Genomic DNA, 24213 nt, shown 5'->3' on the forward strand with positions numbered 1-24213 from the left:
GTCTGTTCTAGAGCATTAGGTAGCGGTTTCAACGCGGTGCGCCATTTTTAAATAGTCTTCTGATTGCATCTCAAGCAGACGTGAACGCGTACGCTCAATCTCAAAGGCAAGTTTTTCGCCTTGATATAACTCGAGGATAGACTGCTGCGCGCGTACCAAAAGCTTGACGCGGCGATCATAAAACTCGTCCACTAAGTAAATAAATCGGCGCGTGGGGTCACGCAAATCATCATCTAAGGCAGGTACCGCATTGATGAGCACGGTGTTAAATTGCTTAGCGATTTCGATAAAGTCGTTGGCAGAGCGCGGCTGCATACACAGTTGGCGAAAGTCGCAGAATAAAATGTCTTCCGTGCGCGCATTTATGGCAATCTCGCGACCATTGATAATGATAGGCTCGTTGCTAATTTTTTGGTTGCTTGAGAGACTAGCAAAGCGGTTAGCGAGCCAATTGTGGTTTTTCTTCGTCATCGGCGATTTATACAGCTCAGCCTGCTGTAATACGCGCAGACGATAATCAACGCCTGCGTCAATATTCATGACCGTCGTATGGCGCTCAACCTCAGCGATAGCAGGCATAAAGCGATCACGGTGCAAGCCATCTTTATACAGACCTGAGGGTTCAATGTTCGATGTGGCCACCAGCGTTACGCCGCGATTAAACAGCATAGTGAACAGATCGCCTAATATCATGGCGTCTGAGACGTTAGAGACAAAAAACTCATCAAAGCAGATAACAACGGCTTCGTTATAAATGATGTCGGCGACTTTTTCAAGCGGGTCAGATTGTCCCTGCAAAGCGTTTAGCTCACGGTGGACGCGCTGCATAAAATGATGAAAATGCTGACGCATCTTGCGCTCAATAGTCAGCGAGTCATAGAACATATCCATCATCCAAGTCTTGCCACGTCCCACCCCGCCCCACATGTACAAACCTTTGGGCGCTTCGGGTTTGGACTTTAAAAAGCTAAAAAAGCTCTTTTTTTGCTCAGAGCCTGTATTGAGCTGATGATACAAGTTATCCAAGTAACTCATAGCCTCAAGCTGCTGCTCATCTCGGGTAAACTCATCAGTAGCGATGGCTTGCTCATAGCGTTGCAAGGGCGATAGACTCATAATAGGACTCGTTATTGGATAAATTTAGGTATAAATAAACAAAAAGGCAAAACGGTTATATAGGCTTACCAAAGCTATGCTGTTCAAGTAGCGCTTTGAGCTCAGACAATCGGCCATGAAAAAAATGTCCTGCGCCATCGACCACGCTGACCGCAATACCTTGCTGCTCGGCAAAAGCTTGCATAACATCAGGGCTAATGACGCCGTCAGCATTACCATAGATCTCAAACGTTCTATCTATAGGCAGGCTCAAATCACTAACGTCATTGTCCTCAACCGAGGGCGCGATAAGTGCCACATTAGCTACTTCAAAATCGCTTAGCCCCCAGATATGTGGCAACGTTGTCACTTGCTCAGCGGCGCGTGCAGTCACGTATCCTCCAAAGGAGAAACCACCAAGCCACAATTTGCGTGCGCCTGTCTGTCCTGCAATCCATTGTAACACGGTCATCGCATCAATGACTTCACCCTCAGCATAATCATGCTCGCCTGTTGACTCGCCCACACCGCGAAAGTTAAAACGCACAGCGTGCATACCATTGTCACGAGCAAAGCGGTACATAGTGGTCACCACCTTATTGTTCATTGTACCGTCAAACAAGGGGTTAGGATGACACAATAGCGCGACCGTATCAGTATTGGGATCATTTGGGTTGTCGTTTTGCCACAGCGCGTCGACTTCGAGCACGCCAGCAGGGGCACATATTAGAGGCATAATGAGCGTCATTGGTTAAAATTGTGATTCAATTATCCTAGATATCATTATTATTTCAAGTGATTTGCTGTGTCTGTCTGTGTTTATGTCATTTTAAGATCTTTATAACGTATTGATAATATCTCTAGCGCCGATAGCGTAAATAAGGTAATGTCGAGCGTATCTTATCTTTTTTCCCCTTTTAGCAGGATTTGCTATGACTTCATTGACTAAAACTACGACGTTGACGGCTGCACTTGCCGCTGTACTTGCTTTAAGCGCTTGTCAAAGCACGCCCTCATCGCCAGTGATTCAGCGCGAAGGCTCAATTTTTGAGACTACAGGTATTGCTGACACCAAAGTAGGCGCGCAACAAAACGCTATCGACAGTGCTCAAAAAACTTGCCGCAATAAGCAGGTCATCATCGTCAAAGACGAGGCAAGATACAATGGGATTTTGGATGAGCGTTCAGGGCGAATGGTTGGACAAGTGGGCGCTGTAGTGGGGTCAATATTTGGTACCGGCACACCTAACTTATCTCGTGATGACGATTACGAGTACGCTATCAGTTTTCGCTGTCAGTAACTTATCGCTCAGCCAAAATGCCAGCAATTTTGCATAACAAAATAAGCCAATAAGTATGCGATCAAACAGCAGCTTATTGGCTTTGCTTTTTTTTGCTATGTGTTTTGGGTAAACTACTCCTTTAAACTTTTTGCTCACTCAGCGTTAACATCGTGGTTCCCTTATTATGCGTAAACCCAATCTCTCAATGCCCAAATCAGCCAAAGTCCTCGCCCCTGCCAAAGATTTGGCAACGCTAGAGGCTGAGCTTGCCGAGGCGGATGATACTCTCGAGAATACCGTACTGCGTTTAAGCGACTACTTATCTGCTGTCGATATGGTCATCAAACAAACCTTTGATCATAGAGTCTGGGTCAAAGCTGAGATTCGCAATCTATCCAGTAAAGGCGGTCATTACTACTTTGAATTAGCCGAAAAGGACGATGATGGTAAAGTTGTGGCCAGCTGCCGCGGCAATCTATGGCGCTTTAAAGCCTCCCGCGTGCTTGCTAAGTTTGAACGCGCAACCGGTATGGCGCTTAGCCGTGATTTAACGGTTTTGCTAAAGATATCCGCCAACTTTCATGCGCAATACGGTTTTTCGCTCACTATTGAGGATATTGACCCCAGCTATACTTTGGGCGACTTGGCGCGCCAGTATGCCGAAATGGTTGACCGCCTAAGCGGTGAAGGCCTATTGACCTTAAACGCGCAATTGCCAAGTCCATTTGATATCGAGCATGTTCTTGTTATCGCTCCCGAAAAAGCAGCAGGCTTAGGCGATTTTCAAGCGGACGCCAACAGACTGGCCTCGACAGGCGCTTGTCATTTTCACTATCATCATGCGACCTTTCAGGGCAATCATGCCCCAGGTGAGATTCGGCAAGCGATTGTCAGCGCTCAGCAGCAGTTTTTAGAGCGCTATAACTGCTTGCCTGATTTACTCGTTATTATACGCGGCGGTGGTGCGGTCGGTGATTTGGCTTATCTCAACGACTATGAGCTGGCAGCTCTGGTCGCAGAACAGCCCATCCCCGTATGGGTCGGTATCGGTCATGAACGCGACAAAGTGATATTGGATGAGGTGGCGCACACCAGCTTTGATACGCCCTCCAAAGTCATCGCAGCAATTATGAGTCATCTGGCTGCCTTGATCACGCAAACTCTGACATATCAAGCTCAAATCAAACAGGCTGCACGTCATCAGTTGACTCAAGCTGACATGCAGTGTGCTCGTCAATTGAGTCAAGTACAAACGCAAACAGTCGGACAGCTCACCGCCCTACAAAGAGACAGTAAGCACGCGTGGCAAAGCGTACAACAAAGCGCTCATAGACAGATTAGACAAGCTAAGCGCCTTAGCGATGAGCGCCATCAGTTAATAAAAGATAGCGCCTACCAGCACGCGTCCACTGCTGGCAAAGAGGTTAAGCGCTATCAAAAAACGATCACTCAAAGTGCCCAGCAGCAAGTTATACAAGCACAGCGTGAAAGCGCACATCTACGTGATATCGTGCTCTTGCATCGACCCGCACGGGTACTCAATCAAGGCTATACCTTGCTGACAGATAAAGCTGGCAAACAGATATTCACCAGCAGTACTCAGTTATATGCTGACCAAACGCTGACTATTGTCCTAAAAGACGGCAGTGCAACTGCGCGCATTAAAGACATTATCATTGATAGTAACGTTAGCGATGGCAATACTACTCATGATGAAAAATTTATGATAGCCGATAATTAAACATTTTAAACAAGACTTTTTAAACTCAACACGCTAGGAAACGCTATGACAACCCCTGCTCGCAAACGCAAAAAAGCCGCCCCAAAAACCTTTAAGGCGGCTTATGATATCCTAAAAACCAATGCCGCTCAGCTTCAGCAACAAGACGAGCCGGATATCGATAATCTAATGACGACGGTTGAAGAATCCATCGCCGCTTACCGTGTGTGCGAGACGCGTATCAATGCCGTGCAACAAGCCTTGGATGCCGCGTTCGCTGAAGAGGACTCTATCAGCGTAGACTCTGAAAGTTAATCCAGTTCATCAACTTCAAACACTTGGCGCAAATATGCTAGATAAGTATCATTATTGATCATAGTTTTGCCAGGACTGTCTGATATCTTGGCTACGGGCTGTCCGTTGCATTCGACTAGTTTTAGGACAATATTGATTTGGGTCAAACCCATATCATTGGTCAAGTTGGTACCGATACCAAAACTAGTCCTAATTCTATCTTTAAAATACTGATGTAAGTCCCAAGCCTTTTGGATGTCCAAACCATCACTAAAGGTCAAAATCTTGGTCTTGGGATCTATCTTAAGCTTTTGGTAGTGAGCAATGGCTTTGTCGCCCCAGATATAAGGGTCGCCGCTATCGTGACGCAATCCGTCAAACAACTTAGCAAAGTACAGATCAAAATCGCGCAAGAACGCATCCATGCCGACGACATCCGTCAGCGCAATTCCTAAATCGCCGCGATATTCATGCACCCATGCCTCAAGCGCTGCCTTTTGTGAATCGCGCAGGCGCACATCCAAGGCTTGAAAGGCTTGCATAAACTCATGCGCCATCGTGCCTATTGGGGTCATTCCCAAAGTTTTGGCGAGATAGACGTTGGAGGTGCCGCCCACGATTTTAGGCTCAGCCTTATGCAAAGTCTCAACCACATGCGCCTGCCAGCCTTTACTAAAGCGTCTACGAGTACCAAAGTCGGCGATGATAAAAGGCGGCTCTCCTGCCGTTTGCTGCGTAACATACTGATGAAGTAGAGCTACCTTAGCATCAAGCCTGCGCTGCCCTTCTTCTATGACGGCGGTATCTGATAACGCGTCAAAATATAGCTCATTGACGATAGCTAAGACAAAGACCTCAAAGAACATCGCCTGAATCATAGGTCCTTCGATATCGATATGCAAGCGGCTTTTCTCGTCAGTGCTCACGGTGATAAATCGACGCTTGAGCTGAAATAACTCTAAATAATCGACAAAATCTGAACGGATAAAGCGCAGACCGCGCAGATATTCAAGCTCATCTTGCAAAAATCGCAACTCACACAAGCTATCTAACTGCTGCTCCAAAGCCTCCTTAATAGTTGCTAGCGGATAGGCGGTGTCCGCATTATTACGACAGCGAAAGCGGTAGACGCCATGAGTCTGCGGAAACTGGTGCAACATGGCTTGGAGCATAGTAAATTTGTACAAATCATTATCAAGTAAGGAGGTAATGATAGGCGTAAAAGGTGCACTCATAGGACAACCTGATAAGTATAAAAGAGGAGATAAATAAAATAATGGTAAGGTTAATTATTAGAGCCAAACCCTTAATGATTTTGGAAGTATAACTGATTTTAAAGGCTTTATATCTTAAACTAAAAAACGCTAAGCCTGTACTCATCCGCCTAGCGTTTTTTGTTTTCTCAAAATGCTATGTAAAGCATTAAGCCTTTGCACTCATAAACTGCGCGACATAATCATCGGCGGGATTGGCGCGTAGCTCACTTGGCGTGCCCGTCTGTACCAAGCGTCCGCCGTTCAATATACTAATGCGTTGACCCACTTTAACCGCCTCATCGATGTCATGGGTGATAAACACAATCGTTCTATTAAGACGTGCTTGTAGCTCTAATAACTGATCTTGCAATTGCGCCCGAATCAGAGGATCAAGCGCCGAGAATGCCTCATCCATTAGTAGTACAGGCGTATCCATCGCCAGCGCTCGCGCCAGCCCAACGCGCTGCTGCATACCACCAGATAGTTCATCAGGATAGCTGTTCTCAAGATTGGGCAACCCAACTTCATTCAGCCAGTGACGCGCGATATCATGACGCTCGCTCGTGCTCATCTTGCGCACTCGTAGACCATAAGCCACATTTTGTATAACCGTCATATGCGGCATCAGACCAAAGTGCTGAAACACCATACTGACCGTTTGCTGACGATAGTGCTGTAGTGCCTTGTCGTCCAATTCAAGTATATTGATAGCAGCATCGGATATGGTAGCTGGCGAATTTGCGCTTACAGAGCCTGATAGGCTTTTGGCAAACCTATCGTTTGATATCTCATTCAAAGTGGTATTGGCATCAATTGATGTATCTACCCATATCTTACCTGAGGTCGGATCGATTAAACGATTGAGATGGCGTATTAAGGTTGATTTACCAGAACCTGATAGCCCCATGATGCAGTGTAGCTCGCCTGCTTTAATCGCGAGGTTGATATCATAAAGCCCTACTGAATATCCTGTCTGCTTTTTAACCTCGACGCTGTCCATACCCTCGGCTAGTAGAGCTAGCACCGATCTGGCTTGACTAGAGCTAGCGTTATAGATTTTGCTGATGTTTTCTAGTTGAATATGATTCATTATTATTCTCTATTGTGAATGCTCAAGACGCTCTACCCTATGTGCTGGCGACCCGCTTCAATGGTTTTTTGACGCGCACGCTTACCTTGACCAAACGCTTGGGTAATACGGTCAATGATAATCGCCATAATGACAATCGCGGTACCTGCTTGTAGACCTTGCCCAATATTGAGCGTTTGAATAGACTGCAATACATCCTCGCCTAGACCTGGCGCGCCAATCATGGATGCCAGTACCACCATCGCAAGCGACATCATGACCGCCTGATTGACCCCAGCCATGATGCTGGGCAAGGCTTGCGGTAGCTTAACCCAGATAAGCAATTGCCAATGAGTACTACCAAATGAGCGCCCCGCCTCAATCATCTCGTGATTGACTTGAGTGATACCAAGCATTGTTAAACGTATCAGTGGCGGCAAAGCATAAATGACCGTTGCAAACAGCGCGGGCACTTTACCAATGCCAAACAGCATGAGCACAGGTATCAGGTAAACAAAGCTTGGCATCGTCTGCATAACATCGAGTATCGGCGTGATTATCTTGCGTAGTATCTGGCTCCCTGACATCGCAATGCCAATGGGAATCCCTATAACGATAGTGACCAGTACTGATACGATCAGCAGCGCCAGAGTATCGACCAAAGCGCCCCATAGTCCAAAAGCGCCGATCAAAAACAGCCCAGCGCCGCAAGCGAGCGCAAACCATATCTTACGTACCCCAAACCATGCCAATACTGCAACGGCTGCAATAATAAGCCAAGGCGGTATAAAGGTTAAAGCGCGCTCAATGGGCAATAATAGATAAGTTAATGTCACACTACTAATGCTACGAAACACATCGCCGTATTCTCTGACGACAGTTGCCAATGCCTTGTTAAGCGAGTCCTCAAGTGACCATGAGGGGAAGCTTGATGATAACGCCAATAAGCTATTTGTAGGCTCAACAGAATCAAGAGGCGTGTTTACATCAGTATCACCCGCACTACCTCCCGAGGCGTTTATACCTAAAGCTGTGGCCAAATTGCTTGCTGCGTCAGCCGATAGCCACTCTTGCCAGACGCTAGGGTTTTCACGCAAAAACAGTAAGGCTTGCTCATCGCCACTGCGCTTGTTTTCACTCATAGCTAAAATAGCGCCGTTAAGCTGATCAGGGGTGAACTGTACTTTTTTATAAGCCTCAACCAGATCAGGATTATCGTTAATAAAAGGCGTTGAGGCGGCGATTTTGAGTGGTGATACGGGAAACCCTGAGACGCAGTCTGAGGTGCCATTTGCGATTAACAGGTCTTGCCAGCACTCATCAACATGCTCAGGGAACTCAATCGGTGCAAAATCGTATTTGGCGATCAAGCCTGTTGGCTGCCAGTAATAAAATAGCAGCGGTTTGCGCTGCTCAAAAGCAGAAGCAATCTCGGCATCGAGCGCCGCACCTGTCCCTGGATGTGCATTGTTAAAGACACTATCTAAACCTGTGTTTTTGAGCAGGCGCGTATTAAAGATCTCACATGCCCAGCCAGAAGGACAATTCATAAATCGCGCACGTTTTGGATCCTGTGGATCACGAAACAGCTCCGCGTATTTGGGCAGATCTTCATAGCGGCGTAAACCTGGATTGTCATCTATTACATATTGTGGAACATACCAGCCTTGGGTTGCGCCGCCTTTTAGCGTATCGCCAATGACCGCCACTTTATTGTCATTGATGGCTTGCTCCATAATCGGTGAGCGCCCTACCCACTGCTCGCTTATGATCTGAATATCGTTTTGTGACAGTGCGGTCTCAAGCGCAGGACCTGCGCCAGGCACCTCCTCGACCGTGCAGCCATAGCCACTTTCGGTGATGTATTTGAGCACGCCTGCTGTGAATTGACCGCTCTCCCATGTCAACGCGCCAAACTTAATGGGTGTATCACACGCCGCTGAGCTCGTTGCAGCAGAGGCGGTCGACATGCCAACAATCGACCAAAAAAACGAGCTGAGCAATAATACACTGAGTGCAATCCATTGGCGCATGAGCGATCCTATTATTTGTTTTACAGTATTAAATTAAGCATTACAATTATGTCGTCTAGACTGTTATTTCTCACAAGTTACCATCTTTTTGACCTGCTCAGGTTGTAAGTAAACTGCGCAGCCACAATACGTTTCTCTTCCTACGCATGCTTCTTTATTTTTTCTTAGATTTTCGGCCTGTTCTTGTTCTATTTTTTTCTGATGCGCAGCAACACGTTCTGTTCTGGAACTCGCAAGCTCTGTTAATTTCTGTTGACGAGCTAGCTGATCACGCTCTTTTGCTTGCTCAAACTCTTGGTTTAATGACGCTAATTTTTCATCTGCCTCAGCGAGCTTGCTATCTAATTGTGCTTGCCTTGCTGCCAGACTGCCTCCTGAACTACGCCACTCTCGGCACGCTTGGTCACGCGCCGCCCATAACCGCTTAGTGGCTTGTCTTTCCTCATAAGTATCCTCAGAGTTATATGAGTCCAAACAAAAATTGAAGGTACAATGACATTGCTTTGGAAATTCTAGTTCTTGTTTATTAAACTTTACCTGCGCGTCGTCCTTTTCACTCTCAATTATATTAATACTGGTTTTGACTTTAGTTGCGGTTTGCACAACTTTAGCAATTTCTTTTTTGTCGTCTTCATCAATCTTTTTTTGCGCCAAAATTTCTGGATTGGTTTCTACGGCACGGCCGTAATTGTATTTATTAACAACCTTACCACCTACATTACTCAAACCATTAAAGGGCGAGCCATCTCGAAAATCTCCTGAGAAAATAACATTTCCATCTTTATCAGACAGCATGCCTTTGCCATAAGGTTCTGCTCCAATATATTCACCCTTGTAAAAGTCCCCATTAGGATATTGTAAGCGACCTTCGGTAGTCAAATCTCCATAATCTACTCGGCCAATATAAGCCAAGCCATTAGAAAACTGTGCACTACCTACGCCATCTGCTATACCATTCTTATTAGGTCCCATCCACTTATTTGATTGATTATACCCCCTTAAAGTTGCACCTGGAATTTCAGTTGCAGGGATAAATTGTTTAAGTTCTCGCTTTGCAATTGACTTTTCAACTTCTGATTTAAAATAATAGGTTGACTCGTGTTTAGGGTTAATACCAAAAACAACACTATCGCCAGCTTTCAGACTAATATTTCTGTTAGATTTTAGGTAGTATTTACGATCTGCTGGGTAAAAGTTATTCACATATACAGTATACGTACCAGGCCACATCTCAATGAGATAATACTCACTGGTACTTATATTATCTAAGTCATATTTATCAATCGATAATGTCAACGCGATGTCCTGAAATAACAAATTTGAACGTTTTAGAATATATAGATGCGCTTTTCCAGGTGCTGGATCATATTGCGATATCAGATCTATATCCTTTTCGCTGGCAGCAAAAGCTGAGCTGCTAAAAATGATCAGCAACACTAACAACATTGCTACACGACGACATAAAGATAAAATGTATGTCATGATTAATTCCTTAGAGTATATTTTTGTTAATTAATAACTAACCATAATTTATCATCATTACTAATGCAATTAAAAAATAATCATAAAAAAAGCGCCTATATCCATAAGCGCTTTTATATTTCTAATCTTTTAGATTCTCTTTATTTTAAGAACATACCCATCGCTTTTTTAAAGAATCCGCCATAAGGAGGTAATAAGAAATTCATACCGTTGAGCTTAGTCTGCACAAACACAGGCTTCATATGGCTTAAACGCTCAAATCCTGCTTTGCCGTGATAAGCCCCAGTACCTGAATGTCCAACGCCGCCAAACGGTAGATCATGCTGCACCACATGCAAGATAACTTCGTTAATGCATAAGCCGCCCGATACCGTATTTGAGCGCACTCTGTCGATATCATATTGATTGTCGCCAAACACATACAGCGCTAGTGGACGAGGACGCGCATTTACAAAGCTAATGGCATCATCGAGTGTCTCGTAATGCATGAGCGGTAATACGGGTGCGAAGATTTCATTCTTCATCACCTCGCTACCAGAGGTTGGCTCAACGACGACGACAGGCGGCATCAAGCGCGTCTCGATATCCGATCCCACTTCGGTCAATGGATAGACGCCTTGACCTTGTAGGCTATCGATATAGCCTTGTACGCGTTTGAACTGTGAGATGTTGATAATACGCGAGTAATCAGGATTGTTTTCGATATCTGGATAGTGTTTATCCATCCACTCTCTTGCAAGTCTGATAAATTCATCGTGATGCTTGCGCTGAATCAGTACGTAATCTGGTGCGATACAAGTTTGACCTGCATTAAGCGTTTTGCCCATCATAACGCGGTTGACCGCCGCCTCTAAATTGGCACCTTCTAAAACGATAACAGGGGATTTACCACCAAGCTCCAATGTTACTGGAGTCAGATTGGGCGCAGCGGCTGCCATTACCTTTTTGCCGACAGCAGTAGAGCCGGTATAAAGCAGATGATCAAAGGGCAGCTTGCTAAATTCTTCGGCAATCTCAACTTCGCCTAACACTACAGAGACCATATCGGGCGAAAAATAATGCGCGACGAGTTTTGCAAACGTCTCAGCAAACTTAGGCGCCGCTTCACTCATCTTGATCATGATGCGATTGCCTGCAGTGAGCGCATCAATCATCGGTCCTATCGCCAAAAACAGCGGATAGTTCCATGGCACCATGATACCGACCAGTCCTAAAGGCTGCGGCTGAATCTCATTGTGCGCGGGACGATACAAAGCGGATATCGGCATGCGCTGCGGTTTCATCCACTTTTTGCCGTACTTTTTAGCGTGACTGATACCCGTAAAGCTTGGAAACAGCTCAGCGAACTGCGTCTCAGACTGGCTACGATAGCCAAAATCTTCGCTAATAGCTTCGGCAATCTGTTCTTGGTTATCACTAAGCAATAGCTCGAGGTTGTCGAGCTGCGTCTCACGCTCGTACCAGTCATTAATCGGCTGGCTACGACTGAGCGCTTGCATACGCGTAAACTGCGCTTGCATCTCCTCAACGGTATTAATAATGCTCATGGTACGACCTGTATGCATCTGTGTATTATCTTGAGTGATTACATCATTATCTGTCATTTGTCTTCCTTGTCATGTCTAGAGTAAGCCAGTGTGAGCCACTGTCAGTTGCCACTTAATGTAGCGCAAGCCTATCACAATGAAAAGTGTATTTAGCGTACTGGTAGGTTTGTATAGTAAAATTAAGCACAGCTGCTACACTTGTCTATGACCACCATTGTTTTCTCATATTGCCATCATTGCGCTTAGTCCTCTTTATTAGGGCAAGAAGCGCAATTTAAAGCATGAGCCCTATATTCTAATACTGTGACGACTATGCAAAATTATACGCACCCAACCAGTGATACCCTGATTATTAGATCATTGTCTAAAGCTGACTACGTAGCAACCCACGAAGCGATGCTGGCACGCACCCTTGAGCGCATTGAATTAAAAAAACAGCATACGCAGCGCACCCCTGACGAGCTGTGGATAGTCGATCACAATGATGTCTATACTTTGGGGCAAGCGAGCAAAAAAGAGCATATTTTGCAACATACCAATACCCCTATTATCCAAACCGATCGCGGCGGGCAAGTCACTTGGCATGGGTCTGGGCAATTGGTGCTTTATTGGCTATTTGATTTGGACAGTTTGGGCTGGAGCGTACGTAACCTCGTCTCCCATGCTGAGCAAGCATTAGAGGATGTGCTCAATGACTGCTTGGCGTTTATGGATAGCCAAGATAACATCAGCGCTCATGCACGCCGCGATGCCCCAGGCGTTTACTTATATAGTCACATGCCTGACTCTGACCATACTATTAAGCGTGAGACAATTATGCTCGGCAAAATCGCCTCTCTTGGGTTTAAGATTAAGCGCGGCTTTAGCTATCACGGTATTGCGCTCAACCTTAATTGCGATCTGTCCGCTTTTAATGCTATTAACCCTTGCGGGTACGCGGGTATGCAAATGCTACGTTTGGCAGACTTTGTCACTATGGACACCGACTCATTATCTTATGAGCAAGCGACGCAAAAACTTATCGATAATATCGCTAAGCGTCACGCCGGTTTCATCGAGCTGCGACCTCTTGCACCTAAAACTTAAAACGATAAACGCTCTAGCACAAGAGTCTAAATCATAACTTTTGTGTTTTAAGCTTTTGAGTCCTATTTTGCATAATATCGTGCCAGCTTAGACTTAAGCAAAATAGGAAAATATGTCGTAAACTTGCTATACTCGCAAACCGTAGTAACCTCTTACCTTTTACTTCTCACATTTTTTTGCTAAAAACGTATTCATTAGGAGCCCTTTATGGCAGATTTTAATAAAATTTTGGACGCAGGTGATGTAGACGGCGGTATTATCAACGTCGTGGTTGAGATTCCAACCGGTAGCAGCCACAAGATTGAGTGGAACCGCGAGCTTGCTGTATTTGAGCTTGACCGTGTTGATCCACAGATTTTTGCCAAACCTTGCAACTATGGTTTTATTCCGCAAACCCTCGATGAAGATGGCGACGAGCTAGACGCGCTCATCATCACAGAGCAGCCTCTGCCTACTGGCGTCTTTTTAAAAGCGAAAGTCATCGGTGTGATGAAGTTCGTTGATGACGGCGAAGTCGATGACAAAGTCGTTGTCGTTCCTGCTGATGACCGTGATACAGGCAACGCTTACAATAGCTTGGACGATTTGCCAAAGCAGCTTATTAATCAATTACAGTTCCACTTTAGCCATTACAAAGACTTAAAAAAAGCGGGCACGACTGTCGTTGAATCTTGGGGCGATGTGGACGAAGCTAAAGAAGTTATCAAAGAATCTATCCAGCGCTGGAAAGCGTTATAAGCGTCTTTTAGACTCAAAAGTAAATTTACCGTAATTGTTTAATTGCGGTATTTTTTTGGCTAAAATTAAGCACAATAAAGTTGCTATAATAAAAGTGCTACTACTCACATTGAGCGGCGCAATTGACGCTTAAGGATAAATATGTTTAACCCTGATGGCTCTAATACCGATACAAGCACTAAGCAAAAAAAACTGCCAAAATCAGTGATAATGATGATCGAAAAAGGCAATCTTGTCATGGCGATAAAAAACCTAGCGCAAGATGAAAATATCAGTATGGATGCTGCCAAAGCGCGCATTGATGCCTTTGAGATGACGCTCAAAAACAAGCAGCAGCAAAAACTTAATAGTATCGCAAGCAAGCAAGGCATTCCCAATAGTGCCATTAGCTTTGATCAAGAGCAACAGGTAGAAGGCTTTGATCCTTTAGTCAAAGACCGTGTCAAATCCACGCCACCTGAGCAAGGCTTTAAAAGCTTGCAGCGCGGAGTTGAGAGTCAGTTGGATGATATCGGCTACAGAAAACCTGTTATCCCCTATCTTGTTAAGCGCCTCCTTATCATCGTTATCATCATGGTAGGACTATTTTGGATACTATGGCGAGTGTTTGGCTAGAGCGCTTCATGAGATAGTGCATAAAAAAAGGAATGCCAATGCATTCCTTTTTTGTGGTGATGTTTTTATACTGATATAGGCAATTAGTGATGCTCACCTGGCAAGATTTTGGCAAAGGCGCGCTGAGCGAGGTTGGGTTTGGAGTCTGTCGTGAGCGCCGCATCTGAGCTTGGGAAGATACGATAACCCATCGACTGAATACCAACGTTGATCGCAGGCGCTAGTGAATAAGTAGCTGAGGCAAACTTGCCCATATTGCTAGCGATACTATTAGGCTTATCTACGATTGCTTTGGCGATCATTAGTGCCGCCTCATTAGGCATCAGCGCTGGCATATAACGATACAGCTTAGTTGGCGCAATCATAGGCGTGCGCACCAGCGGCATAAATATATTAGTAATTGTCACGTTATCGCCTTTGACCTCAGCGGCCAAGCAGCGACTAAAGGCGTCAAGAGCAGACTTTGAGGCGACATAAGCGGCAAAGCGTGGACTATTTGCCAAAACCCCGATCGATGAGATATTAACGATTTGACCGGCTTGCTGCTCTATCATACCGGGCAAAAAGCCCAAAATGATTTTGACCGCGCCAAAGTAGTTAATGTCCATCGTACGCTCAAAGTCATGAAAACGATTGACAGATTCGTGAACCGAGCGGCGGATTGAGCGCCCAGCATTATTGACTAGCACATCAATGCGATCAAAATCAGCTTTGATTTGTTCGCCCACCTTTTCGATATCATCCATGTCTGTCAAATCACAAGGATAGTAGCTGGCTTTACCGCCAAGCTCCTCGATATTTTCTTTGACCTTTTTTAGTTTTTCTTCAGTACGTGCCAGCATTATAACGTGCGCGCCGCATTCGCTTAGCAAATAAGCGGTACGCTCTCCTATACCACTTGATGCCCCCGTAATAATAATGTTTTTGCCTTTAACAGATTTAGAAATCGTTTTTTTCGAGGGGTTAGCCATAAGATGTCCTTTTTTTTGGTGGTTATCGATACATTAACATTCCATATTAATGCCTACATTTAAAATAGCAAAGATTACTTATCAAATCTGCTGTATATTTTGTCGCTTAACCATTGTTAGTTGATGGCTAAAATTTGTCAAGTTTATTGTTAGAACGCAGCGACAAAAGGAGCTATTGCTTTTATAAGAGGTATTTCAAAGCGTAAACAACTTTTGGTGATTTTTCATTTGTTGCATAAAAACAAGTATCGAATTAAAACAAGGTGTCACAATACTGCCGTGCTCATTTGATAAAATAAACATCTTTGTAAAGGTAGGAGAATGTTTTGATTGAGACCTTAGCGCACTATATCGATTTAATTGCCAAAATCGTTGAGGTGATTGGTGTTCTGATTATGTTTTTAGGACTATTTTACGCACTGTACCGAGGCATCAAGGTGACAGGCGGCTTTAATCATGATACTTATGTCGAAATCAGGCAGACGGTTGGCAAGTCTATCTTGCTAGGACTTGAGGTTTTGATTGCCGCTGATATTATGGCGACGGTAGTTACAGAACCGACCTTGCGCGGCGTATTGGTTTTAGGCCTTATTGTGCTGATTCGTACGTTTTTGAGCTTATCATTGCAAGTGGAGCTAGAGGGCCGTTTCCCTTGGCAAAAAGAAAAAGCGCCGCAGAGGACGCAGCGTGTGCACGAAAAAATCTATGATGAGAATCTAGAACCATAAGTAACCTGGAGTCATAAGCCAATTAAAGTCATAAGCAACTTAAAATCATGACTCATATGCTATGATAAAAACATACTGCACAAACAATAGAGCAGGCACAGTGCTACAGGTATAGCGCTATTCGTGTGCTTGCAAGAAGCGCTCGACCACCTTAAATTGTCCAGCGGTACTCTCCTCACCATACATCGCTTGACGAAAGGCGTTGGAGTTTGGAATACCTGTAGTGTACCAAGCAATATGTTTGCGGGCGATACGACAACCAGAGTACTCGCCATAAAACGCATATAGCTCTTGTAAATGCGTGAGTACAATATCTTTAATCTCACTCACACTTGGCGCATCCAGACGCTCATCTGTACGCAGATAGTGCTCGATATCTCGAAATATCCACGGTTGCCCTTGCGCCGCGCGTCCAATCATAACGGCATCACAACCGGTCATCTCGTATACTTGCTGAGCTTTTTCGGCGCTATCGATATCGCCATTGGCAATGACAGGAATGCCAATGCTGTCTTTGACTGCGCGTATCAGCTCATATCTGGCGTTGCCGGTATACATATCCTCGCGCGTACGCCCATGAATGGCAATAGCAGCAATCCCTGCTTGCTCAGCGCGCTTGGCCACCCGTAATATATTCTCGCGACCATTTTCAAACCCCAAACGCGTTTTTATGGTCACAGGCACGTTGACCGCGTTGACCGCTGTATCGAGCAACCTTGCGACCAACTCCTCGTCTTGCAATAGTGCTGAACCAGCAAGCTTACGGCAGACTTTTTTGGCAGGACAGCCCATATTGATATCAATAATCTGCGCGCCATTATCGACCTGATAACGTGCCGCTTCGGCAAGCTTGTCTGGTTCTGCCCCTGCAATTTGTGCGGATATCGGCGCAATCTCACCATCAAAGTTGGCACGATAGAGAGATTTTTTGCGTGCATACAGAGCAGTATCCGCGATGATCATTTCACTGACCGCGTGACCTGCGCCAAAGGATTTGCACAATTTGCGAAACGGATTGTCCGTTACCCCTGCCATAGGCGCAACCATCAGGCGGTTTTGTATCGTTAAGCCGCCGATATTAAGCGGCTGCAACAACGGATGGGTCGTCGCAGGATGCAGGTGCAAATCAGGAGTATCCAAGGTATCTATAGACATAAAAAACGGCTTACATTTAGTCAAATATATTAATAAAAGCAAGCCGCTATTTTAAAGGTTGAACGCTATATTGCAAGGTTTGCTAGCTTTTGTTTTTGACTTATGCCGCTTCAATTGCAGCTGCAAGCTTTTGTGCCAGCTCAGCTAACTTGTCATTGTCCGCCTGCGCAGCTGCATGAACGCCCAATTCATGAATACTGCCTGGTATCAGATGAATGTGATAATGAAATACCGTTTGGCCCGCTTGCGCGCCGTTTAATTGCATTTGGATAATACCTTCGCGTGCAAACACTTCTCGCTGCGCGCTCATTACCTTTTTAGCACTCATCAGTACCGCTGCCGCGTATTCAGGTTCAAGATCAGCTAAATCAACCGCTTTTTGCTTAGGGATAACCAGCACATGACCCTCTGCTTGCGGCATAATGTCCATAAATGCTAAAGTTTTATCATCCTCATAGACCTTGTGATGCGGGATATCACCGTTTAGCATTTTGGCAAAAATATTATTATCGTCGTAATTGTTTTGGCTCATTATTTTATCCTTATTTGGGTAAGCTTGCCTTTATATCAGCGTAACTATAGTGAACGATATAGGGGCAAACTACAAGGTGCACCTGTTTTAAAACTATTATTTATCACGTCATCTATTGCCGCCTAAATGGCCTATATAGCTACTATTGATTAGCGAGAAGTAGCGCAAAAATGCTATACTATGAGCCTATTTTGACGACGATAACTCTATGGATTCGACGCAATCATACGATAAAATATCAGTACAGCCAGACCACGATGCCGGGGACGCCGCAGTAGCCTATACTCATGAAACCTATGAGCAAATACCACTTGATACCCGTGTCAAACCGACTATAGATCCAAACGCTTACATACTTGCAGACGCCATCACTGATGATTTGATCAAATGGCATATTCACAACTGTAAAATCACTAAAAGACAAGTGACGCAAGATGAACCATTGCCGTTTTTGTATCACTATGATAGCTTAGACGACGCTGTTAAGCAGAGCCATCCTTTAACGCCTGACTTGCTTGCTCAATTTAATACGCCTATGAGCGCTCAGGATGCTGCCACACTTATCGGTATCGATGAAGCACTGATATCGACGCCTTGGCACATCAAAGTGGTCGGCTCTGTCGTCGTATTTAGCGAAGCCTTGCAGTTAGCCGTGCGCTTGCAATGGACTAATACAGGCAAAGCCACCGAGCAGCTGTACATGCAAAATAAGGAGGATGCTATCAAAGCGGCCTTTAAAGACTGGCAGTTTTTTGGCCGTGTCGATGTACTCTATAAAAACGGCAAACAAAAACTGGTCAGTATTGATGAGGACAGCGCAACTGATGAGTCCGTACTTATCTTTGAGGCCAGTAGCGACTATCAGCAACTGCCAGCGACGCATGCTTTAGCCCTTATTGCCAAACTTGAAGCTGACAAAGACAAGCTGCCTTGGTTTGAGGCGGCTATTTTGGAGCGTATCGAATAATTTAAGACAGCTATTCGCTTATAAACCTATCACTAGCGATTATTAACCCTCAAAGCACTCACTCCTGTGTCAAATTAACACCCTTTTAAAACGTAAGGAATATCCCATGGATTATCGCTCAAAAACCTCTACTGGCGGTCGTAATATGGCAGGCGCACGAGCGTTATGGCGCGCAACTGGCATGACCGATGGTGATTTTGGCAAACCTATTATCGCAATCTCAAACTCTTTTACGCAGTTTGTACCGGGTCACGTGCACCTAAAAGATTTAGGACAATTGGTCGCCCGTGAGATTGAAAAAGCAGGCGGCGTGGCCAAAGAGTTCAATACTATTGCAGTTGATGATGGTATTGCTATGGGTCACAGCGGTATGCTCTACTCCTTGCCCAGTCGCGATTTGATCGCAGATTCTGTTGAATATATGGTCAATGCTCACTGTGCTGATGCGCTCGTTTGTATCTCTAACTGCGATAAAATTACCCCTGGTATGCTTATGGCAGCTATGCGTTTGAACATCCCAGTCGTCTTCGTCTCAGGTGGCCCTATGGAGGCAGGTAAAGTGATTGCCAGTACTGTCGCTCATAGCCATAACAATGACGGTCAAAGCGATGCACAAGCGACAGATAGTAAAGGTAATGCCATTCGCAAATTGGATCTAGTCGATGCGATGATGGACGCCGCTGACGATACGATAAGCGATGAGGATGTCTTAGCGATCGAGGTGTCTGCCTGTCCTACTTGCGGCTCATGTTCAGGCATGTTTACTGCCAACTCGATGAACTGCTTGACCGAAGCGCTAGGTTTATCGTTACCTGGTAATGGTTCACTACTTGCCACCCATGCCTTGCGCCGTGAGCTATTCTTAGAAGCAGGTCGTACTATTGTCGATCTAGCCAAGCGCCGTTACGAGCAGGATGATGACTCAGTATTACCGCGCTCTATCGCGAGCAAAGCGGCGTTTGAGAATGCCATGAGCCTCGATATCGCTATGGGCGGCTCAACCAATACGATTTTGCATCTATTAGCCGCGGCTAATGAGGCGGAAATTGACTTTAAGATGGCAGATATCGATCGTCTCAGTCGACGCGTACCTTGTCTATCCAAAGTTGCCCCTGCTACGCAAAAATACCACATGGAAGATGTGCATAGAGCGGGCGGCGTTATGGCATTACTCGCTGAACTTGATCGCGCAGGGCTGCTCAAAACAGACATTCCAACGATCCATAGTCCCTCTATGCGCGCGGCTATCGATAAGTGGGATATTATGAATCCTGATAATCTTGAGGCGCGCGCGCGTTATATTGCAGCCCCAGGCGGCGTACGTACGACTGAGGCCTTTTCACAAGCCAAAGAGTGGCCTAATCTCGATGTCAACCGTGAGTCAGGCTGTATTCGTAGCGCCAAGCATGCTTACTCGGCAGATGGCGGCCTTGCGGTACTGTACGGCAATATTGCTGAGCGCGGCTGCGTGGTCAAGACCGCAGGCGTTGATGAGAGCAACTTGGTGTTTACAGGGCGCGCGCGTATATTTGAGTCACAGGATGCGGCTGTTGAGGCAGTACTAGGGGATCAAATTGTCGCAGGAGATGTGGTTATTATTCGCTATGAAGGGCCCAAAGGTGGTCCTGGTATGCAAGAGATGCTCTATCCAACGACGTATCTTAAGTCCAAAGGGTTGGGCAAGCAGTGCGCTCTACTCACCGATGGTCGCTTCTCTGGTGGCACCTCAGGCTTGTCAATCGGTCATGCCAGCCCAGAAGCAGCAGAGGGCGGCGCGATAGGTCTTGTCATCGAGGGCGATACTATACATATTGACATTCCTAATAGAACTATCAATATGGATGTCAGCGATGAAGATTTAGCCGCGCGCCGCGCTGAGATGGAAGCGCGCGAGCGCAATGCATGGAAACCAGTGGATCGCGAGCGTCACGTCTCCCCTGCTCTTCGAGCATACGCAGCGATGACCACTAGCGCCGATACAGGTGCGGTACGTGATGTGAGTCAAGTTGAGCGCTAAGACTCTATAAAGTTAACAGTCAAGAAGTACTGATATAGCCAGCATTCGTGCTGGCTTTTTTGTGAGTAGGACACTCTACCAAAACACAACGTATTTGCGTCTTTGATAACGTTTTTTTGCGAAAACACTGACGGTTTATCGTCATGATAAATGAGGTTTTATTGACAAGCGTTTTACATCTTAAAAACTAAAAATTAAAAACTACAATATTGGTGCGTACAAACCTTATGATTGAGAATTACAATCTGCTGTTATTAATCGGTGGTATGGCCTTTTTGTTTGGCTCTTTATTTCCGCTCATATCCAAACGTGTTCCAATCTCTTTACCTATGCTACAGGTGAGCTTTGGTGCCATTATTGGCTACTTTTGGCTTACCTTATCATTTTTGGATCCGTTAGAGAACGGCATCATTATCGAAAAGCTCACTGAGGTCGTTGTACTCGTCTCTTTGGTTGGCGCAGGCATCAAGATCGATACCGAATTGGCTTGGCAGATGTGGCGTCCAACCGTACGTTTGTTATTGATCACTATGCCCATTTGTATCTTTGCGATGGCGATTCTTGGCTATTACACCTTTGGTTTAAGCCTTGGCGCTGCTATTTTGCTGGGTGCGGTATTGGCTCCGACTGATCCTGTGCTGGCCTCTAGCATTCAAGTTGGGCCGCCTAATACAGGCGGTGAAGATACGCCGCGCTTTACTTTGACCTCAGAGGCAGGGCTCAATGATGGTTTGGCATTTCCTTTTGTCTATTTGGCTATAAAGATAGCAGAGGCCTATAGTGAAGGTAAGCGCTTTAGCCTTGAGATGCTGGGTTCATGGTTTTTGCAAGATGTGTTATGGCAGATCGGCGTCGGTGTGCTTGTCGGTGTCATCGTCGGTAAACTGATGGCAAAAGCGGTATTCTCCAGGCACTCTCGTGAGACCATTATCTCGCAAGGCTACGTTGTTATCGCGTTGACATTATTGTCCTATGGGATCGCAGAGTACGTACATAGCTATGGTTTTATCGCAGTATTTGTCGCCGCATTTTCGTTTCGACGTTCAGAACATGAGCACAGCTATCACGAAGAACTACACGATTTTGCCGAGCAGTCTGAGGGTTTGCTCATGTCACTTGTGCTGGTGACTTTTGGTATGCTTATCGGTCAAGGATTGCAGTCTAATTTTGAGCTCACTTGGCAAGTCTATATCGTAAGCTTTGTCTTTTTGCTCATAATAAGACCGCTTGGCGGCATTATCGCTTTGTCTGGACTCGATATGCATCGCACCGAAAAATATGCTATATCAGCATTGGGTATCCGCGGTATCGGTACGCTATATTACCTCTCCTATGCGCTCAATCAAGGCTATTTTGCCGATGAGGACGCCATCAAACTATGGGTAGTCTGTAGTATTGTGATACTCATCTCTATCTTTGTCCATGGTTTAAGCGCACCTAAATTATTAAAGATGACGCCTGATATCAACTAGGTGGGGTGATAGGTTTAAGCGTCATCTGCTAAGCGCTAGTTTTTATTTATCAAAGACAAAACCGCTTCTGTCAGCGCAAACTGACGAATATCATTAAGCATCGTGGTATCAAAATTATGGACAAAAGCAAACGATAATTGCTGCGCTGGATCACACCAAGCGACAGAACCGTTATAACCCATATGACCAAACCCAATATCCGTCTCATTGCAGACGCTAAATAGACGGTGATACCCAAGACGCCAATTCATTGCTGCCGGCATAACCGCGTCCATACTGTTTGACTGTGCTGCCGCTAGCTGCGTAAATGTCTGCTTATCGATGATGGTTTTGCCTTGCCAAACGCCGCCGTTTGCTAACATGGCATAAATAGTTGCTAGTGCCTTCGCTGATGCCACACCATTGGCGGCGGGTATAACGGCCTTTAGTACCTCATCGGTATGATAATTTATCGGCTGCCGATTGGACGGTACGAGCGCAGCTCTGTAGTTATTGGCATTGATAGCGCTATGATCAAAGTACAAGCGGTTGATTTGAGCGGTGTTTAGTTCTGTTTGCGCGTTTGACGATTCAACTTGCTTATCCAAGGCGCGCTGTTGCCAACAGTGATAGCTTGGCAGGCTTTGATACATCTCAAGGGTTTTAGGTGAGTCTACTCTCAATACCGGTTTGTGACGCTTAGCACCTGTTTGTGAAGAGGGTTGCAGGCTGTCTTGCTCTGATGGCTCAAAGTCTTTAACGAGCTTAGCCACTGTATTGACCTTGGCCTCAGGCACGCCAAAATAACAGCTATCTGCTATCCCTAGCGGCTCTGTTAAATAGTGACGCAGGGCTTGTGCTAGAGTCATATCAGTGACCGCTTCTATTAATCCACCAAGCACCCAGCCAAAGATTAGGGCGCTATAGGCGCTCTCATACTCATCGCCAGTTTTGCTGTTGGCATCAGGTTTAGTCATTGGCATAGCCGCAACTTTTGCCAGCATCGCTTGCCAGTCGATCAATGTCTCGCTATCGGTCTCAATAGAGGAGATCGCAAATAGATTGGCCTGATGGGATAGAACCTGCCTTAAAGTGATATCTGCTTTACCGTTAGCGGCAAAATCTGACCAATAGCTGGCAATCGCGGTATCATAGTCGAGTAAACCCTGTGACACCAAAACATGAATAAGGGTTGAGAGTACCCCTTTACCTGTCGAAAAATTCAAGGATAAGGTATCAGCCTGCCAAGGTATATCTTTTTGCGCCATACCGACACTCGCTTGTGCGATGCGTATATCTGCTTGATAGACAACTAGTGCTCCGCCCGCTGGCGCGTCATCCAATTGCAAATCATTAAATATCTGCGCGATACGCAGCTCAAAGTCGGTATCAGTATGCTTGGTCATAATACTTCCGTTTATAGTGACTTAAATAATTGATTTTTATTACTTATAAAAAAAGGCCACCCAAAGGTCGCCTATTTTGTGTTGGGTGTTTGGACTGTACACTGATTATCGCGGAACGAGCAAGCGATTACGCACTTCTTCTTCTAAACCAGTCAGTCCATGACTTTGTCCACGCGCCATAGCAGTATCCATCTTGCGACCGCGTAGCCATCCTGCTCGCAGGGCTATCGCCGCACCAACACGATTGCCAGAGCCGCAATGCATCGCAATTTTTTTGCCATGGTGCTGTCGCAAAATATTATCAAACGCTAAGATGTTAAGCTGCTTGAGATCATTGGCCCCACTAATAGGTAGCTGCTCATAGCTCATGCCTGCTTGCTGGACTGCATCAGCTTCATCAAAGACGAGCTCGTCATCAGGTTGCAGATTGATAACCAGTTCAACACCCGCTTTTACCAGTGCAGCTATCTTGTCATCATCTAACGCGCCGCAAACAATAGTCTGCTTATCGGGGCGAAAGTAGGGCTGCAAAGCTTGATTGAGGGCAATACCGTTATCAGTATCAATGTATTGAACATTGGCGTCATTACTTTTAGCGTCATCAATCTTAGCGTCGTTGCTAGATGTCACATCCAAGTTTTGAGTAGATTCAGTCATAATCGTTCTATTCATAGTCAATAAAAAATACGCTTGTCATAAAGCGATAGTGATAGCTTTTGCTAAGCGCCTATCAGCTAGCAATAAGCGCCTAGCTAAGAATAAGACCTT

General features: G+C 45.5%; 22 protein-coding genes. 10 read left to right on the forward strand and 12 right to left on the reverse strand.

All coding sequences use genetic code 11. From position 1 onward, the window contains the following. Positions 1–15: 15 nt before the first annotated feature. Positions 16–1116 carry a cell division protein ZapE gene (zapE, locus tag ACR64J_RS07385; protein WP_435949069.1) on the reverse strand — a complete coding sequence of 367 codons (1101 nt, stop codon included), beginning with the start codon at positions 1114–1116 and terminating at the stop codon, positions 16–18. Between the two features lie 55 nt (positions 1117–1171). After that, positions 1172–1831: an alpha/beta hydrolase gene (locus ACR64J_RS07390; RefSeq protein ID WP_435949070.1), complete on the reverse strand. Its 660-nt coding sequence runs from the start codon at positions 1829–1831 to the stop codon at positions 1172–1174. Between the two features lie 196 nt (positions 1832–2027). Here ACR64J_RS07390 and ACR64J_RS07395 point away from each other — a divergent pair, with 196 nt between their 5' ends. From ACR64J_RS07395 to xseB, 3 genes are all read left to right on the forward strand, one after another. Then, complete coding sequence (locus ACR64J_RS07395) at positions 2028–2396, forward strand: hypothetical protein (RefSeq protein ID WP_435949072.1); 369 nt, start codon at positions 2028–2030, stop codon at positions 2394–2396. A gap of 166 nt (positions 2397–2562) precedes the next feature. After that, positions 2563–4119 (forward strand): exodeoxyribonuclease VII large subunit, encoded by a 1557-nt coding sequence (xseA, locus tag ACR64J_RS07400; protein WP_435949073.1) that lies wholly within the window; start codon positions 2563–2565, stop codon positions 4117–4119. A 45-nt stretch (positions 4120–4164) separates the two neighbouring features. After that, positions 4165–4413, forward strand: a complete 249-nt coding sequence (xseB, locus tag ACR64J_RS07405; RefSeq protein WP_317198982.1) for an exodeoxyribonuclease VII small subunit — start codon at positions 4165–4167, stop codon at positions 4411–4413. Here xseB and pncB read toward each other — a convergent pair. From pncB to ACR64J_RS07430, 5 genes are all read right to left on the reverse strand, one after another. Then, complete coding sequence (pncB, locus tag ACR64J_RS07410) at positions 4410–5627, reverse strand: nicotinate phosphoribosyltransferase (protein WP_435949075.1); 1218 nt, start codon at positions 5625–5627, stop codon at positions 4410–4412. The genes xseB and pncB overlap by 4 nt on opposite strands. A gap of 187 nt (positions 5628–5814) precedes the next feature. Next, complete coding sequence (locus ACR64J_RS07415; RefSeq protein WP_435949077.1) at positions 5815–6738, reverse strand: ATP-binding cassette domain-containing protein; 924 nt, start codon at positions 6736–6738, stop codon at positions 5815–5817. Between the two features lie 32 nt (positions 6739–6770). Further along, complete coding sequence (locus ACR64J_RS07420) at positions 6771–8750, reverse strand: glycine betaine ABC transporter substrate-binding protein (RefSeq protein WP_435949079.1); 1980 nt, start codon at positions 8748–8750, stop codon at positions 6771–6773. 63 nt (positions 8751–8813) lie between these two features. Continuing rightward, complete coding sequence (locus ACR64J_RS07425; protein WP_435949080.1) at positions 8814–10232, reverse strand: hypothetical protein; 1419 nt, start codon at positions 10230–10232, stop codon at positions 8814–8816. Positions 10233–10372: 140 nt separating this feature from the next. Next, complete coding sequence (locus tag ACR64J_RS07430) at positions 10373–11836, reverse strand: coniferyl aldehyde dehydrogenase (RefSeq protein WP_435949082.1); 1464 nt, start codon at positions 11834–11836, stop codon at positions 10373–10375. Between the two features lie 255 nt (positions 11837–12091). Here ACR64J_RS07430 and lipB point away from each other — a divergent pair, with 255 nt between their 5' ends. The 3 genes from lipB (at position 12092) to ACR64J_RS07445 (ending at position 14218) form a co-directional block, all read left to right on the forward strand. Further along, positions 12092–12865 carry a lipoyl(octanoyl) transferase LipB gene (gene lipB / locus ACR64J_RS07435; protein ID WP_317198987.1) on the forward strand — a complete coding sequence of 258 codons (774 nt, stop codon included), beginning with the start codon at positions 12092–12094 and terminating at the stop codon, positions 12863–12865. A gap of 207 nt (positions 12866–13072) precedes the next feature. Then, on the forward strand, positions 13073–13603 hold the full coding sequence (locus ACR64J_RS07440; RefSeq protein WP_435949084.1) for an inorganic diphosphatase: 531 nt from the start codon (positions 13073–13075) through the stop codon (positions 13601–13603). Positions 13604–13744: 141 nt separating this feature from the next. Then, positions 13745–14218, forward strand: a complete 474-nt coding sequence (locus tag ACR64J_RS07445; protein WP_435949086.1) for a hypothetical protein — start codon at positions 13745–13747, stop codon at positions 14216–14218. Between the two features lie 83 nt (positions 14219–14301). On the opposite strand, the gene ACR64J_RS07450 is transcribed toward ACR64J_RS07445, so the two are convergent. Then, positions 14302–15189 (reverse strand): SDR family NAD(P)-dependent oxidoreductase, encoded by an 888-nt coding sequence (locus ACR64J_RS07450; protein WP_435949087.1) that lies wholly within the window; start codon positions 15187–15189, stop codon positions 14302–14304. 326 nt (positions 15190–15515) lie between these two features. Here ACR64J_RS07450 and ACR64J_RS07455 point away from each other — a divergent pair, with 326 nt between their 5' ends. Continuing rightward, positions 15516–15917 (forward strand): DUF1622 domain-containing protein, encoded by a 402-nt coding sequence (locus tag ACR64J_RS07455; protein ID WP_317198991.1) that lies wholly within the window; start codon positions 15516–15518, stop codon positions 15915–15917. Positions 15918–16034: 117 nt separating this feature from the next. Here ACR64J_RS07455 and dusB read toward each other — a convergent pair whose 3' ends face one another. Both dusB and ACR64J_RS07465 read right to left on the reverse strand, forming a co-directional pair. Continuing rightward, entirely contained in the window at positions 16035–17072 is a 1038-nt protein-coding gene (gene dusB / locus ACR64J_RS07460) for a tRNA dihydrouridine synthase DusB (protein WP_435949089.1), read from the reverse strand. Positions 17073–17172: 100 nt separating this feature from the next. After that, complete coding sequence (locus ACR64J_RS07465) at positions 17173–17604, reverse strand: HIT family protein (RefSeq protein ID WP_435949091.1); 432 nt, start codon at positions 17602–17604, stop codon at positions 17173–17175. 208 nt (positions 17605–17812) lie between these two features. Between ACR64J_RS07465 and ACR64J_RS07470 the strand changes: the two genes are divergently transcribed. The 3 genes from ACR64J_RS07470 to ACR64J_RS07480 all read left to right on the forward strand — a co-directional run bounded on the left by ACR64J_RS07470 (position 17813) and on the right by ACR64J_RS07480 (position 22060). Continuing rightward, a complete protein-coding gene (locus tag ACR64J_RS07470) occupies positions 17813–18571 on the forward strand; it encodes a hypothetical protein (protein WP_435949093.1) in 759 nt (252 codons plus the stop codon). Between the two features lie 106 nt (positions 18572–18677). Then, a complete protein-coding gene (gene ilvD / locus ACR64J_RS07475; protein ID WP_435949094.1) occupies positions 18678–20588 on the forward strand; it encodes a dihydroxy-acid dehydratase in 1911 nt (636 codons plus the stop codon). Between the two features lie 227 nt (positions 20589–20815). Continuing rightward, positions 20816–22060 (forward strand): cation:proton antiporter, encoded by a 1245-nt coding sequence (locus ACR64J_RS07480; RefSeq protein ID WP_435949095.1) that lies wholly within the window; start codon positions 20816–20818, stop codon positions 22058–22060. Between the two features lie 35 nt (positions 22061–22095). On the opposite strand, the gene ACR64J_RS07485 is transcribed toward ACR64J_RS07480, so the two are convergent. Next, a complete protein-coding gene (locus ACR64J_RS07485; RefSeq protein ID WP_435949096.1) occupies positions 22096–23445 on the reverse strand; it encodes a serine hydrolase domain-containing protein in 1350 nt (449 codons plus the stop codon). 105 nt (positions 23446–23550) lie between these two features. Further along, complete coding sequence (locus ACR64J_RS07490) at positions 23551–24102, reverse strand: beta-lactamase hydrolase domain-containing protein (protein WP_435949097.1); 552 nt, start codon at positions 24100–24102, stop codon at positions 23551–23553. Positions 24103–24213 lie beyond the last annotated feature (111 nt).

It is taken from the genome of Psychrobacter sp. DM8 (assembly GCF_051307025.1).
Taxonomy (GTDB): domain Bacteria; phylum Pseudomonadota; class Gammaproteobacteria; order Pseudomonadales; family Moraxellaceae; genus Psychrobacter.

What these genes read in the sequence shown, in the direction of transcription:
- ACR64J_RS07415 (WP_435949077.1), bottom strand. Translation starts at nt 6,738, where the DNA reads ATGAATCATATTCAACTAGAAAACATCAGCAAAATCTATAACGCTAGC.
- ilvD (WP_435949094.1), top strand. Translation starts at nt 18,678, where the DNA reads ATGGATTATCGCTCAAAAACCTCTACTGGCGGTCGTAATATGGCAGGC.
- ACR64J_RS07445 (WP_435949086.1), top strand. Translation starts at nt 13,745, where the DNA reads ATGTTTAACCCTGATGGCTCTAATACCGATACAAGCACTAAGCAAAAA.
- pncB (WP_435949075.1), bottom strand. Translation starts at nt 5,627, where the DNA reads ATGAGTGCACCTTTTACGCCTATCATTACCTCCTTACTTGATAATGAT.
- xseA (WP_435949073.1), top strand. Translation starts at nt 2,563, where the DNA reads ATGCGTAAACCCAATCTCTCAATGCCCAAATCAGCCAAAGTCCTCGCC.
- ACR64J_RS07480 (WP_435949095.1), top strand. Translation starts at nt 20,816, where the DNA reads ATGATTGAGAATTACAATCTGCTGTTATTAATCGGTGGTATGGCCTTT.
- lipB (WP_317198987.1), top strand. Translation starts at nt 12,092, where the DNA reads ATGCAAAATTATACGCACCCAACCAGTGATACCCTGATTATTAGATCA.
- ACR64J_RS07470 (WP_435949093.1), top strand. Translation starts at nt 17,813, where the DNA reads ATGGATTCGACGCAATCATACGATAAAATATCAGTACAGCCAGACCAC.
- ACR64J_RS07420 (WP_435949079.1), bottom strand. Translation starts at nt 8,750, where the DNA reads ATGCGCCAATGGATTGCACTCAGTGTATTATTGCTCAGCTCGTTTTTT.
- dusB (WP_435949089.1), bottom strand. Translation starts at nt 17,072, where the DNA reads ATGTCTATAGATACCTTGGATACTCCTGATTTGCACCTGCATCCTGCG.
- ACR64J_RS07395 (WP_435949072.1), top strand. Translation starts at nt 2,028, where the DNA reads ATGACTTCATTGACTAAAACTACGACGTTGACGGCTGCACTTGCCGCT.
- ACR64J_RS07425 (WP_435949080.1), bottom strand. Translation starts at nt 10,232, where the DNA reads ATGACATACATTTTATCTTTATGTCGTCGTGTAGCAATGTTGTTAGTG.
- ACR64J_RS07450 (WP_435949087.1), bottom strand. Translation starts at nt 15,189, where the DNA reads ATGGCTAACCCCTCGAAAAAAACGATTTCTAAATCTGTTAAAGGCAAA.
- ACR64J_RS07465 (WP_435949091.1), bottom strand. Translation starts at nt 17,604, where the DNA reads ATGAGCCAAAACAATTACGACGATAATAATATTTTTGCCAAAATGCTA.
- ACR64J_RS07485 (WP_435949096.1), bottom strand. Translation starts at nt 23,445, where the DNA reads ATGACCAAGCATACTGATACCGACTTTGAGCTGCGTATCGCGCAGATA.
- ACR64J_RS07440 (WP_435949084.1), top strand. Translation starts at nt 13,073, where the DNA reads ATGGCAGATTTTAATAAAATTTTGGACGCAGGTGATGTAGACGGCGGT.
- ACR64J_RS07490 (WP_435949097.1), bottom strand. Translation starts at nt 24,102, where the DNA reads ATGACTGAATCTACTCAAAACTTGGATGTGACATCTAGCAACGACGCT.
- zapE (WP_435949069.1), bottom strand. Translation starts at nt 1,116, where the DNA reads ATGAGTCTATCGCCCTTGCAACGCTATGAGCAAGCCATCGCTACTGAT.
- ACR64J_RS07390 (WP_435949070.1), bottom strand. Translation starts at nt 1,831, where the DNA reads ATGCCTCTAATATGTGCCCCTGCTGGCGTGCTCGAAGTCGACGCGCTG.
- ACR64J_RS07430 (WP_435949082.1), bottom strand. Translation starts at nt 11,836, where the DNA reads ATGACAGATAATGATGTAATCACTCAAGATAATACACAGATGCATACA.
- xseB (WP_317198982.1), top strand. Translation starts at nt 4,165, where the DNA reads ATGACAACCCCTGCTCGCAAACGCAAAAAAGCCGCCCCAAAAACCTTT.